This is a genomic window from Streptomyces sp. NPDC051109, assembly GCF_044455885.1.
In the GTDB taxonomy this organism is placed as follows: Bacteria; Actinomycetota; Actinomycetes; order Streptomycetales; family Streptomycetaceae; genus Streptomyces.
Genome location: NZ_JBITFF010000008.1, coordinates 303,881 through 316,366, shown reverse-complemented (window position 1 = coordinate 316,366; position 12,486 = coordinate 303,881). Strand labels below are relative to the sequence as shown.

General features: G+C 71.3%; 10 protein-coding genes and 1 pseudogene. 8 read left to right on the top strand and 3 right to left on the bottom strand.

Annotated elements, in window-relative coordinates:
• Nucleotides 1-15 precede the first annotated feature (15 nt).
• Nucleotides 16-1,140 carry a DNA integrity scanning diadenylate cyclase DisA gene (gene disA / locus ACIBAD_RS18115; protein ID WP_053691330.1) on the top strand — a complete coding sequence of 375 codons (1,125 nt, stop codon included), beginning with the start codon at nt 16-18 and terminating at the stop codon, nt 1,138-1,140.
• Between the two features lie 34 nt (nt 1,141-1,174).
• On the opposite strand, the gene ACIBAD_RS18110 is transcribed toward disA, so the two are convergent.
• Nucleotides 1,175-1,954 carry a hypothetical protein gene (locus tag ACIBAD_RS18110; RefSeq protein WP_398907676.1) on the bottom strand — a complete coding sequence of 260 codons (780 nt, stop codon included), beginning with the start codon at nt 1,952-1,954 and terminating at the stop codon, nt 1,175-1,177.
• A 169-nt stretch (nt 1,955-2,123) separates the two neighbouring features.
• Between ACIBAD_RS18110 and ACIBAD_RS18105 the strand changes: the two genes are divergently transcribed.
• From ACIBAD_RS18105 to ACIBAD_RS18075, 7 genes and pseudogenes are all read left to right on the top strand, one after another.
• The gene (locus ACIBAD_RS18105) at nt 2,124-2,738 is read left to right on the top strand and encodes a phosphatase PAP2 family protein (RefSeq protein WP_398907664.1); all 615 of its coding nucleotides are present in this window, start codon (nt 2,124-2,126) and stop codon (nt 2,736-2,738) included.
• 22 nt (nt 2,739-2,760) lie between these two features.
• Nucleotides 2,761-3,669 (top strand): annotated as a pseudogene (locus ACIBAD_RS18100) (A/G-specific adenine glycosylase); the annotation flags it as partial.
• 297 nt (nt 3,670-3,966) lie between these two features.
• Nucleotides 3,967-4,539 carry a SigE family RNA polymerase sigma factor gene (locus ACIBAD_RS18095; RefSeq protein ID WP_398907663.1) on the top strand — a complete coding sequence of 191 codons (573 nt, stop codon included), beginning with the start codon at nt 3,967-3,969 and terminating at the stop codon, nt 4,537-4,539.
• Nucleotides 4,540-4,577: 38 nt separating this feature from the next.
• Complete coding sequence (locus tag ACIBAD_RS18090) at nt 4,578-5,213, top strand: hypothetical protein (RefSeq protein WP_398907662.1); 636 nt, start codon at nt 4,578-4,580, stop codon at nt 5,211-5,213.
• Nucleotides 5,214-5,279: 66 nt separating this feature from the next.
• Nucleotides 5,280-5,993: a two-component system response regulator CseB gene (cseB, locus tag ACIBAD_RS18085; protein ID WP_134072414.1), complete on the top strand. Its 714-nt coding sequence runs from the start codon at nt 5,280-5,282 to the stop codon at nt 5,991-5,993.
• Entirely contained in the window at nt 5,990-7,303 is a 1,314-nt protein-coding gene (cseC, locus tag ACIBAD_RS18080; protein WP_134072416.1) for a two-component system sensor histidine kinase CseC, read from the top strand. Before cseB ends, cseC begins: the two co-directional genes overlap by 4 nt.
• 157 nt (nt 7,304-7,460) lie before the next feature.
• The gene (locus tag ACIBAD_RS18075; RefSeq protein WP_398907661.1) at nt 7,461-8,639 is read left to right on the top strand and encodes a LamG-like jellyroll fold domain-containing protein; all 1,179 of its coding nucleotides are present in this window, start codon (nt 7,461-7,463) and stop codon (nt 8,637-8,639) included.
• Nucleotides 8,640-8,658: 19 nt separating this feature from the next.
• Here the strand turns inward: ACIBAD_RS18075 and ACIBAD_RS18070 are convergent, their stop codons facing one another.
• Nucleotides 8,659-9,324 (bottom strand): M23 family metallopeptidase, encoded by a 666-nt coding sequence (locus ACIBAD_RS18070; protein ID WP_398907660.1) that lies wholly within the window; start codon nt 9,322-9,324, stop codon nt 8,659-8,661.
• Nucleotides 9,325-9,712: 388 nt separating this feature from the next.
• Nucleotides 9,713-12,238: an ATP-dependent Clp protease ATP-binding subunit gene (locus ACIBAD_RS18065; protein WP_030158472.1), complete on the bottom strand. Its 2,526-nt coding sequence runs from the start codon at nt 12,236-12,238 to the stop codon at nt 9,713-9,715.
• Nucleotides 12,239-12,486: the final 248 nt, after the last annotated feature.

Here is a 12,486-nt window from a genome sequence, read left to right as displayed (position 1 = left end):
GACCGGAGGAGTGCAGTGGCAGCCAAGGACGGGGCAGCAGCATCCGGGAAGTCGGGCGCGAGCTCCAAGCAGGAGGCCATGATGCGCGCCTCGCTGAGCGCGGTCGCACCTGGTCAGCCCCTGCGTGACGGTCTGGAACGGATCGTCCGCGGCAACACCGGCGGCCTGATCGTCCTCGGGATGGACAAGTCCGTCGAGGCGATGTGCACGGGCGGTTTCGTCCTGGACGTGGAGTTCACCGCGACCCGGCTGCGCGAGCTGTGCAAGCTCGACGGCGCGCTGATCCTGGACAAGGACCTCACCAAGATCCTGCGGGCGGGCGTCCAGCTGGTGCCGGACGCCTCGATCCCGACGGAGGAGACGGGGACGCGGCACCGGACCGCGGACCGGGTGTCCAAGCAGTGCGGCTTCCCGGTGGTGTCGGTCTCGCAGTCGATGCGGCTGATCGCGCTGTACGTGGACGGGGAGCGGCGGGTCCTGGAGGAGTCCGGGGCGATCCTGTCGCGGGCGAACCAGGCGCTGGCCACGCTGGAGCGGTACAAGCTCCGCCTGGACGAGGTCGCCGGGACTCTGTCCGCGCTGGAGATCGAGGACCTGGTCACGGTGCGCGACGTGACGGCGGTCGCGCAGCGGCTGGAAATGGTTCGCCGCATTGCCACGGAAATCGCTGAATACGTGGTCGAGCTGGGCACGGACGGACGACTGCTGTCCCTCCAGCTGGACGAGCTGACGGTCGGTATCGAGCAGGAGCGGGAGCTGGTGATCCGGGACTACGTGCCGGAGCCGACGGCGAAGCGCTCCCGCACGGTGGAGGAGGCGCTGCCGGCGCTCGACGCGCTGACGCATCCGGAACTGCTGGAGCTGGCGATCGTGGCGCGGGCGCTGGGGTACACGGGCTCGCCCGAGACCCTGGACTCTGCGGTCTCCCCGCGCGGGTACCGGCTGCTGGCGAAGGTTCCGCGGCTGCCGGGGGCCATCATCGAGCGGCTGGTCGAGCACTTCGGGGGCCTGCAGAAGCTGCTGGCCGCGTCGGTGGACGACCTGCAGGCCGTGGACGGCGTGGGCGAAGCCCGTGCGCGCAGCGTGCGCGAGGGGCTGTCCCGGCTCGCCGAGTCCTCGATCCTCGAACGGTACGTCTGACCGCCGTTGTCCGGGGGCTCCGCCCCCGGAGCCCTCAGTCCTGCTTCAGGACGAACGAGGTCCGGGCCACCGGCATGCCCGGGGACTTGACCTCCACCACGTAGGTGTCCGGGGCCGCGGCCCCCGCCGGAGGCGTCTGGCACTGGTCGGGGGCGCTGAACTTCCGGTCCCACTCCAGCGACTGCTTCGTCTCGCCCTGCGCCGCCACGCGGAAGAACGCGTTGCCCGCGCCCGACGGGCAGTCCGCCGAGGACCAGACGGCTTTGCTCGTGCTCGCCTGAAGGATGGTCAGGACCGCCTGCTTCGGGCCCAGATCGACCTTGCAGGTCGTGCCGGAGACATTGCGCGCGAGCAGTTCGAGGCGGGGCTTCTCGTTCGTCTCGTACTCGTTCTTCACGCTCTTGACCTCCCACTGCAGCCCGCTCGGGGCGCAGGTGGGGAGGGGTGAGTCCGCCGGGACCTGGGGCGCGGCGCCGCCCGTACCGCCGCTGCCGGCGGAACCGGTGCCACCGGCCGAAGCGGAACCCGTGCCCGGAGTGCCGCCCGGTTCACCGTTCTTGCCCGCGCCGCCGCCCGACTCCGCCCGCCCGCCCGGTGCCTGACTGATCGCCGGGCCCGTTCCCGCCGGCCCCGGGGTGATCGACGTGACGGGCTTGGGCCCCTTGTCGCCGCCCTTGCCGTTCGTACTCGACGTACCCCCACCGGAACTGACGGTCCATACGGCGAGGAGCGCGAGCAGGGCGACGACGGACGCCAGCACAGCCCTCCGTCGCCAGTAGATGGAGGAGGGGAGCGGCCCGACCGGATTGCGCATAGATCCCACGGACGGAACTTTACGAGAGTCCGCGCCCCGATCCGCGCCCCACATGCCGCGCAACCGGCTTGTTTTGCCGATGATCATCCTGCGGACCGATCCCCGACCGTCGAGAATCGGCCAAGAGTCCCATGCCGGACGTGATCGGCTTTGGGTACGGTCGGTGAGCATGGACTCCTCCGGCCTCTACCGCGACATCACCGGTTCCGCCCGCTCCGCACCCGACTGGGTGCAGTCGGCGTTCGAGGTCTGGACGGAGTACGGGCTGCTGCTGTTCGGCCTCCTCTTCCTCACCGTGTGGTGGCGTGCGCGCGGCCAGGCGGACCCGCGGGCCGTCGCCCTCGCCGTCGCCGCGCCGCTCGCCACCGCCGTCGCGTACGTCGCCTCCGAGCTCGTGAAGTCCGCCGTGGACGAGGAGCGGCCCTGCCGGGCGGTCGCCGGGGCGGCCGCCCCGCTCGTCGCCTGCCCGGCCCCCGGCGACTGGTCGTTCCCCAGCAACCACTCCGCCATCGCCGGCGCCGCCGCCGTCGCGCTGGCCCTCGCCGTACGCCGCCTCGCCCTGCCGGCCGTCCCGCTCGCGGTGCTGATGGCCTTCTCCCGCGTCTTCGTCGGCGTCCACTACCCCCACGACGTACTGGCCGGCCTGCTGCTCGGCGGGGCGCTGGCGGTGCTCGCGGTCCTCGCCCTGACCGGTCCGATCAGTACGATCACCACCGCCATGCGGGCGAGCGGCGGCCGCGCCGCTGTCTGGTTCACCGGCCCGGGCCCCGCGCGCCGGCCCTGAAACGTGTCAGGATGCCGTTGCCATGACTGCATCCACCAGCCCTTCCCCCGAGACGTCCCCCGACGCGTCCCACGCGCTGCACTCCCCGGTCATCGCCTGGTTCGAGGAACACGCCCGCGACCTGCCCTGGCGCCGCCCCGAGGCCGGCCCCTGGGGGGTCATGGTCAGCGAGTTCATGCTCCAGCAGACCCCCGTCAGCCGGGTCCTGCCCGTATACGAGCAGTGGCTCGCCCGGTGGCCCCGCCCCGCCGACCTGGCCGCCGAGGCCCCCGGCGAGGCCGTACGGGCCTGGGGGCGGCTCGGCTACCCGCGGCGCGCCCTGCGCCTGCACGGCGCGGCCGTCGCGATAACGGAGCGGCACGGGGGCGACGTACCGCGGGAGCACGCCCAGCTGCTCGCGCTGCCCGGGATCGGCGAGTACACGGCGGCGGCCGTGGCCTCCTTCGCGTACGGGCAGCGGCACGCCGTGCTCGACACCAACGTGCGCCGGGTCTTCGCGCGCACCACGACCGGAGTCGAGTACCCGCCGAACGCCACCACCGCGGCCGAGCGGCGCCTGGCCCGGGCGCTGCTGCCCGAGGACGAGGCCACCGCGGCCCGCTGGGCGGCGGCGTCGATGGAACTCGGCGCCCTGGTGTGCACCGCCAAGTCACCGGACTGCGCCCGCTGCCCGGTGGCCGGGCTGTGCGCGTGGCGGCTGGCCGGGAAGCCGGCCCACGACGGGCCGCCGCGGCGCGGGCAGACGTACGCGGGGACGGACCGGCAGGTGCGCGGCAAGCTCCTCGCGGTGCTGCGGGACGCGGTCGGGCCGGTTCCGCAGGCCCTCCTCGACACCGTCTGGGACGAGCCCGTGCAGCGGGCCCGGGCGCTGGACGGGCTGGTCTCCGACGGGCTGGTCGAGCCGCTCGCGGCGGGGATGTACCGGCTGCCGCAGGGCGCTCCCGCGAACACCCCCTCGAACGCCCCCGCGCACACCCGGTCAAGTGCCCCCGCGACCACCCCCGCGAGCCCCGGCGCGAGCACCCCCGCGAGCCCCGCCACAAGCTGAGCCAGAGATTCCGTTTATCTCGGCGAAACCCCAGCTCACGGCACTGTTACACAACCTATGGGTGTCCGTGCGCCCACCGAAGGCTGGCTCGCACAGGCCCGTGACAACCCCTCCGTACCTTCGAATCCGTAAGGCGAAAGGCAACGGACGAGCGGTTGCACGGGACGGAGGCGGTCTGAGATGGCGCACGGCGAGGTACTCGGATTCGAGGAGTACGTACGCACTCGGCAGGACGCGCTCCTGCGCAGTGCCCGGCGCCTGGTTCCGGACCCCACGGACGCGCAGGACCTCCTGCAGACCGCCCTGGTGCGCACGTACGGCCGCTGGGACGGCATCGCCGACAAGTCCCTGGCCGACGCCTACATGCGCCGCGTCATGATCAACACCCGTACCGAGTGGTGGCGTGCCCGCAAGCTCGAAGAGGTCCCCACCGAGCAGCTCCCGGACGCCTCCGTCGAGGACGGCTCCGACCAGCGCGCCGACCGCGCCCTGCTGATGGACATCCTCAAGGTTCTCGCGCCCAAGCAGCGCAGCGTCGTCGTCCTGCGACACTGGGAGCAGATGAGCACCGAGGAGACCGCCGCCGCGCTGGGGATGTCTGCGGGTACTGTGAAGAGCACCCTGCACCGCGCACTGGCCCGCCTCCGGCAGGAATTGGAGAGCCGGGACCTGGACATGCGCGCGTTGGAGCGCGGTGACCACCGCGGTGACCACATCATCCGGTACGAGGGGCGTGAGCGGTGCGCGGCCTGAACGGCCAATGCCCAAGGGGCAGGAGTTCGCTGGCTCTGATGTCGGCGGGGACGGTCGTCCTCGCCGGCACTGTGCTGTTCGCGGCCGGATGCAGCGCGGGCGGGACCGGCCTGCGCGACGGCGGGCCCGCCCACACCGACCCCGCGTCCAAGAGCTCGCCGGCGGCCACGCCGCCCGACCACGTCCCGGCCACGGCCGGCGCCTCGGGCAGGCCCGCCAAGAAGGTCGACCCCGTCGCACTGCTCCAGGCGGACCCCAAGGTCAGCGCCGGGGTCAAGCGGGACCTCAAGCCCTGCACGGGCAAGGAGTACCCGATCGACGTGAGCTACGGGAAGGTCACCGGGAACTCGGCCGTCGACATCGTGGTCAACGTGCTGTCCTGCGCCGATGCGCTGGGGCGGGGATCGTACGTGTACAGGTCGGAGGGCGGGACGTACGAGAATGTGTTCTCGGACGAGCAGTCGCCCGTCTACGCGGAGATCGACCGGGGCGACCTGGTGGTCACCAGGCCGGTGTACGGCAAGAGCGACCCGCTCGCGTACCCGTCCGGCGAGGACGTGATCACGTACCGCTGGGACGGGGACAAGTTCGCCGAGCAGGACCGGGTGCACACCGACTACAGCAACGTCGACGGCGGGGTCCAGCCCGCTCCCGCCGTCACCCAGAAGAACTGACGCAAGAACCGAAGCAAGCACCGACGCAAGAGCTGACGTACCGAAGAACCGAGGCGAGGCTTCCGCATGGCCGAGACCCATGTCCTGTTCGTGGAGGACGACGACGTCATCCGTGAGGCCACGACCCTGGCGCTGGAACGCGACGGGTTCGTGGTCACGGCCATGCCCGACGGCCTGTCCGGTCTGGAGTCCTTCCGGGCCGACCGCCCGGACATCGCCCTCCTCGACGTGATGGTGCCCGGCATGGACGGCGTGAGCCTGTGCCGCCGTATCCGCGACGAGTCCACCGTCCCGGTGATCATGCTGTCGGCGCGCGCCGACTCCATCGACGTCGTCCTCGGCCTGGAGGCCGGCGCCGACGACTACGTCACCAAGCCCTTCGACGGCTCGGTCCTCGTCGCCCGCATCCGCGCGGTGCTGCGCCGCTTCGGCCACGCCGGAGGCCCGCAGAACGGCCGGCCGGGCACGAACGGCGAGGACGGCTCCGATGAGCGGGGGGTCCTGCTCTTCGGCGACCTGGAGGTCGACACCGAGGGCATGGAGGTCCGCAAGGCCGGCGCCCCGGTGGCGCTGACGCCGACCGAGATGCGGCTGCTGCTGGAATTCTCCTCCGCGCCCGGCACCGTTCTCTCGCGGGACCGCCTGCTGGAGCGGGTCTGGGACTACGACTGGGGCGGCGACACCCGCGTCGTGGACGTCCACGTCCAGCGGCTGCGCACCAAGATCGGGCAGGACCGCATCGAAACGGTCCGAGGATTCGGATACAAGCTCAAGGCATGAGGCGCTTCACCCTCCGCACGGGGATCCGCTGGAAGATCACGCTCGCCATCTCCGCCGTCGGCGCGCTCGTCGCCGTGGCACTGAGCCTGGTCGTGCACAGTGCTGCCCGCGTGTCGATGCTGGAGAGCGCGCGCGAGGCCCAGCTGGCCAACGTGAACGTCATCGCCCGCTTCGTCGACGCCGGGCGCAAGCCCGCCCTGGGCGCGAAGGTCAACGACCCCGAACTGCCCGTCGCGCTGCGCGAGAAGGCGCGGTCAGGGCGGCGCGGCACGTACATCCAGGAGTCGAGCAAGGGCGTGCCGGAGGTGTGGGCCGCGGTGCCGCTCGGGAACGGGCAGGTTCTCTCGCTGCACAGCAAGTTCACGGAGAGCGCGAACATGGTGCGCGACCTGGACCGGGCCCTGGTCGTCGGGTCGGTCTCCGTCGTCGTCGCCGGGGCGGCGCTCGGCGTGCTCATCGGCGGGCAGATCTCCCGCCGGCTGCGCAAGGCCGCCGCCGCGGCGCAGCGGGTGGCGCACGGGGATCCCGACGTACGGGTGCGGGACGCGGTCGGCGGGGTCGTACGGGATGAGACCGACGACCTCGCGCGGGCCGTGGACGCCATGGCGGACGCGCTCCAGCAGCGGCTGGAGGCCGAGCGGCGGGTCACCGCGGACATCGCGCACGAGCTGCGGACCCCGGTGACGGGCCTGCTCACGGCGGCGGAACTGCTGCCCCCGGGGCGGCCGACCGAGCTGGTGCGGGACCGGGCGCAGGCGATGCGGGTGCTGGTGGAGGACGTACTGGAGGTGGCCCGGCTGGACAGCGCGTCCGAGCGGGCGGAGCTCCAGGACGTGGCGCTGGGCGAGTTCGTGAGCCGGCGGGTGACCGCGCTGATGCCGGAAGCGACGGTACGGGTGGTCGCGGACGAGGTCGTCAGCACCGACCCGCGGCGGCTGGAGCGGATCCTGGGCAACCTGCTGGCCAATGCCGCGCGGTACGGGCAGCCCCCGGTCCAGGTCGACATCGAGGGCCGGGTCGTTCGGGTCCGGGACTACGGGCCGGGCTTCCCCGAGGCGCTGCTGCGCGAGGGGCCGAGCCGGTTCCGGACCGGGTCGACCGACCGGGCGGGTGTCGGGCACGGCCTGGGGCTGACCATCGCGGAGGGGCAGGCGCGGGTGCTGGGCGCCCGGCTGACGTTCCGCAACGTGGCGGCCCCGGGCGGTGTGGACCGCGAGGGCGCGGCGGCGGGCGCGGTGGCGGTGCTGTGGCTGCCGGAGCACGCTCCGACGGCGACGGGGAGCTTCCCGATCATCAAGCTGTCGGGGTAGGGGAGTTGGCGCGGTCCGGGCCGGCAGGCCCGGCGAGCGCCGCCGGCGGACCGACGGCAGCCGCGCACCGGGACCGGTTCCCGGCGCCGCACCGGGCGGGGACGGGACCGGGACCGGGTCGCACGGACGTGCGGTCCGGTGTTTTAGCATCCCCTGCATGACCGACGGTACGAATCCCCCCAGCAACCCGCAGCCCCAGCCCGCCCCCGGGGACGGGGGCTACGGGTTCCCGCCGGTCCCGCCGGCCCCCTCGGCCGGCTACGGCTACCCGCCCGGCCCCCCGGCACAGGGCGGCGGTGGCGGTTTCGGCCCGGCCCCGCAGCAGTGGGCCCAGGGGCTCCCGGACATGGGCGCGCCGGTGCCGCCCGGCGCCCCGGGCGGACCCGGGTTCCCCGGGGCCCCCGGCCCGTTCGCGCCGCAGTCGGACCAGCCCGACTGGGAGGCCATGGCGGACCGCTCGGCGGCCGAGAAGCGCAAGAAGCGGTTGTGGACGATCGGCGCCGCGGTGACCGTACTGGCGCTGCTCGCCGGCGGAGGAGCGTTCCTGTTGCTGGGCGGGGACAAGGGCGGGAACGAGGCGGTGGACGACAAGCAGTCCCCGTCCCCGTCCGAGTCGGCCTCGCCCTCCCCCAGCGGGTCGAAGAGCAAGGCGCCGGTCGACAACACCCCGACCGTCAAGGACGACCCGACGCAGATCCGGGACCGAAGCGGGAAGGCCCCCCTGAAGATGGGCCCCGACGCCGGGGTCTTCCCGATCGAGAAGCGCTTCGAGATCCGCACGAAGGGCAACGAGAACTCGTACGCCGAGTCCGAGAAGCGCGTGGTGGACACGTCCAAGAGCTTCACCGTCTCGGCCCGCGTCTGGAACCGGGCCCCGAAGGGCCGCCAGATCGCCGTCAGCCAGGGCAACGAGAAGTCCTACGCGTTCGAGCTGGGCCTGGACCAGGTGAACGGCAAGCCGGCCTGGGTCTTCCGCGTCCAGACGGGCGACCAGGGCGCGGAGGCGACCGCGGTGACCGTCACCGGCGAGAGCCCGAAGATGGAGAAGACCTTCTCCACCCTGACCGGGACCTACGACGCCGAGCGCAAGCAGATCGCCCTCTACGTCAACGGGAAGAAGACGGGCGAGGCCCCCGTTCCCGGACTCTTCCAGGCGCAGGGGCCGCTGGAGCTGGCCCGCTCCCGCCACGAGGACAAGTGGACCGCTCCGTGGAACGGTGCCATGGAGAGCGTGCAGACCTACGCCTCGGTCCTGTCGCCCGCCCAGATCGACACCCTCAAGCCGGGCCGGGTCGACGCGAAGACCAAGCCGACGGGCTCCTGGCTCCTGTACTGAGCCGGTTCGCGGATCAGGGTCAGACGGTGACGCCGGCGTTGCGCAGGAAGGCGACCGGGTTCACGGCCGAGCCGTAGTTCGGGGTGGTCCGGATCTCGAAGTGGAGGTGCGGGCCGCTGGAGTTTCCGGTGTTGCCGGACAGCGCGATCTGCGAGCCCTTGGCGACCTTCTGGCCGATCCGGACCTTGATCTTCGAGAGGTGCGCGTACTGCGAGTACGTGTTGTTCGCGTGCTTGATCACGATGGCGTTGCCGTACGCCGGACCGTCGCCGCCGCCGTTCGGGCCGGCCTTGACGACGGTGCCCGCGGACGCGGCCTTGACCGGGGTGCCGACGGGGCAGGCGAAGTCCTGGCCCGAGTGCTTGTGGGACCACATGGTGCCGCCCTTGCCGAAGGTGGCGGAGAGCGTGTAGCTCGACACCGGCTTCTGCCAGGCGACGGCGGCCTTGGCCGCGGCGGCCTTGGTGGCGGCGGCCTTGGTGGCGGCGGCCTGGGCTGCGGCGGCCTGGGCGGCCTGGGCCTTGGCCTGGGCGGCGACCAGCGCTGCGGTGCCGGTCAGGGTGGTCTCCGGAGCCGTGTCGGCGAAGGCGGCGGTCGTCCCGGCCCCGAGTGCCAGGGCCGCACCGAGGGCGGTGGCGCCGATGGCGATACGGGTACGGCGGATGCTGCTGCGCTTCGCGGACATAAGGGAGACCTCCGGGCCGGGGACAAGGACGGTTCGGGCATGAAGCCACCCGGCACGCTGGAGAGCGGATGCCGGGCTTGCCCACCCTTGGTAACCCGCGTCCCGCCGTATCCCCAAACCTCCCGATTACTACCGGGGCTCGTAGGGCCGGGAGGTGTGACGCAACCGGTTGACCGCGCCCCACTGGCCCGAGGGCAGACTCCGATGTGGGCAAAACGGACATCGTACCTACGAGACGTCCTAGTAGGTCCGTTTTGCCCTGTGCGGCTTGTCACCGATGCAGGACCTCTGGCGCACCCGAGGGCCTGAAGCCCCGGAAGCCGAAAAGGGGCGGCCCCGGAACCTTTCGGTTCCGGGGCCGCCCCTCGGTACGGCTACCGCTCGCGCGTTACGCGCCCTTCGACAGGTCCGGGCCGGAGCCCGTGGCCTCGATCGGGGGGAGGTCCGGCAGGGCCGACTTCTCCTCGCCGCGGAAGGTGAACTTGGCGTCTTCGCCGTCACCCTCCTTGCCGACGACCACGATGTGACCGGGGCGCAGCTCGCCGAAGAGGATCTTCTCCGACAGGATGTCCTCGATCTCGCGCTGGATCGTGCGGCGCAGCGGGCGGGCACCCAGGATCGGGTCGTAGCCCCGCTTGGCGAGCAGGAGCTTCGCGTCGCCGCTCAGCTCGATGCCCATGTCGCGGTCCTTCAGGCGCTCGTCCACCTTGGCGATCATCAGGTCGACGATCTGGATGATGTCTTCCTGCGACAGCTGGTGGAACACGACCGTGTCGTCGACGCGGTTCAGGAACTCGGGCCGGAAGTGCTGCTTGAGCTCTTCGTTGACCTTCGCCTTCATCCGGTCGTAACCGGTCTTGACGTCGCCCACGGCGGCGAAGCCGAGGTTGAAGCCCTTCGAGATGTCCCGCGTACCCAGGTTGGTCGTCATGATGATGACCGTGTTCTTGAAGTCCACGACCCGGCCCTGGGAGTCGGTCAGGCGACCGTCCTCCAGGATCTGGAGAAGGGAATTGAAGATATCCGGGTGGGCCTTCTCGACCTCGTCGAAGAGGACGACGGAGAACGGCTTGCGGCGGACCTTCTCGGTGAGCTGGCCGCCCTCTTCGTAGCCCACGTAGCCGGGGGGCGAACCGAAGAGCCGCGAAACCGTGTGCTTCTCGCTGAACTCCGACATGTCGAGGGAGATCAGCGCGTCCTCGTCGCCGAAGAGGAATTCGGCGAGCGTCTTGGAGAGCTCGGTCTTACCGACACCGGACGGGCCGGCGAAGATGAACGAGCCACCCGGGCGCTTCGGGTCCTTCAGACCCGCACGGGTACGGCGGATCGCCTGGGAGAGCGCCTTGATGGCGTCCTTCTGGCCGATGACCCGCTTGTGGAGCTCGTCTTCCATGCGGAGCAGTCGCGAGGACTCCTCCTCGGTGAGCTTGAAGACGGGAATGCCGGTCGCGGTCGCGAGGACCTCGGCGATGAGCTCGCCGTCGACCTCGGCGACGACGTCCATGTCGCCGGCCTTCCATTCCTTCTCGCGCTTGGCCTTCGCCGCCAGCAGCTGCTTCTCCTTGTCGCGGAGGGAAGCCGCCTTCTCGAAGTCCTGGGAGTCGATGGCCGACTCCTTGTCGCGGCGCACGCCCGCGATCTTCTCGTCGAACTCGCGGAGGTCCGGCGGCGCGGTCATCCGGCGGATGCGCATCCGGGAGCCGGCCTCGTCGATCAGGTCGATCGCCTTGTCCGGCAGGAAGCGGTCCGAGATGTACCGGTCGGCCAGCGTCGCCGCCTGGACCAGGGCCTCGTCCGTGATGGAGACGCGGTGGTGGGCCTCGTAGCGGTCGCGCAGGCCCTTGAGGATCTCGATCGTGTGGGGGAGGGAAGGCTCCGCCACCTGGATCGGCTGGAAGCGGCGCTCAAGGGCCGCGTCCTTCTCGAGGTGCTTGCGGTACTCGTCCAGCGTCGTGGCACCGATGGTCTGGAGCTCACCACGGGCCAGCATGGGCTTGAGGATGCTGGCGGCGTCGATCGCGCCCTCGGCGGCACCCGCACCCACGAGGGTGTGGAGCTCGTCGATGAACAGGATGATGTCGCCGCGGGTGCGGATCTCCTTGAGCACCTTCTTCAGGCGCTCCTCGAAGTCACCGCGGTAGCGGGAGCCCGCGACCAGGGCGCCGAGGTCCAGGGTGTAGAGGTGCTTGTCCTTGAGGGTCTCGGGCACCTCGCCCTTGACGATCGCCTGGGCCAGGCCCTCGACGACGGCGGTCTTGCCGACGCCGGGCTCGCCGATGAGGACCGGGTTGTTCTTGGTACGGCGGGACAGGACCTGCATGACCCGCTCGATCTCCTTCTCGCGCCCGATGACCGGGTCGAGCTTGGATTCGCGGGCGGCCTGCGTGAGATTGCGGCCGAACTGGTCCAGGACGAGGGAGGTCGAGGGGGTGCCCTCGGCCGGCCCGCCGGCCGTGGCCGACTCCTTGCCTCCGCCGGAGTAGCCGGAGAGCAGCTGGATGACCTGCTGCCGGACTCGGTTGAGATCGGCGCCCAGCTTCACCAGGACCTGGGCGGCGACGCCCTCGCCCTCGCGAATGAGGCCGAGCAGGATGTGCTCGGTGCCGATGTAGTTGTGGCCGAGCTGGAGGGCCTCTCGGAGCGAAAGCTCCAGGACCTTCTTCGCCCGCGGGGTGAAGGGGATGTGGCCGGACGGGGCCTGCTGCCCCTGACCGATGATCTCCTCAACCTGCTGGCGAACAGCCTCGAGCGAAATCCCGAGGCTCTCCAGGGCCTTAGCGGCGACACCCTCACCCTCGTGGATCAGACCCAGGAGGATGTGCTCGGTGCCGATGTAGTTGTGGTTGAGCATCCGGGCTTCTTCCTGAGCCAGGACGACAACCCGCCGCGCGCGGTCGGTGAACCTCTCGAACATCGTTTATCGCTCCTCAGAGCGGTCGGGCAGTTCGGGGTCGGTCCCCGCCCTGTCCTTCCGCATGCTAGTCCCGCGGGGCGGGACAGCTCATTCCAACTGCCGACATCCGTCCGCGATCACCCCCACGTCAGTGGGGAAACCGGCTTCAACAGCCGACAACTGCTCCAACCCGATGGTGCGAGACGATGTTCCCGCAGGCCAGGCAGATACCCGTCACACGTGTACGCCGATGGCGAACGGAAGCCGCC

Coding starts and splice junctions, on each gene's coding strand:
- ACIBAD_RS18110 (WP_398907676.1), bottom strand. CDS start 1,954: ATGCGCAATCCGGTCGGGCCGCTCCCCTCCTCCATCTACTGGCGACGG.
- ACIBAD_RS18075 (WP_398907661.1), top strand. CDS start 7,461: ATGACCGACGGTACGAATCCCCCCAGCAACCCGCAGCCCCAGCCCGCC.
- cseB (WP_134072414.1), top strand. CDS start 5,280: ATGGCCGAGACCCATGTCCTGTTCGTGGAGGACGACGACGTCATCCGT.
- cseC (WP_134072416.1), top strand. CDS start 5,990: ATGAGGCGCTTCACCCTCCGCACGGGGATCCGCTGGAAGATCACGCTC.
- ACIBAD_RS18105 (WP_398907664.1), top strand. CDS start 2,124: ATGGACTCCTCCGGCCTCTACCGCGACATCACCGGTTCCGCCCGCTCC.
- ACIBAD_RS18070 (WP_398907660.1), bottom strand. CDS start 9,324: ATGTCCGCGAAGCGCAGCAGCATCCGCCGTACCCGTATCGCCATCGGC.
- ACIBAD_RS18065 (WP_030158472.1), bottom strand. CDS start 12,238: ATGTTCGAGAGGTTCACCGACCGCGCGCGGCGGGTTGTCGTCCTGGCT.
- ACIBAD_RS18090 (WP_398907662.1), top strand. CDS start 4,578: ATGTCGGCGGGGACGGTCGTCCTCGCCGGCACTGTGCTGTTCGCGGCC.
- ACIBAD_RS18095 (WP_398907663.1), top strand. CDS start 3,967: ATGGCGCACGGCGAGGTACTCGGATTCGAGGAGTACGTACGCACTCGG.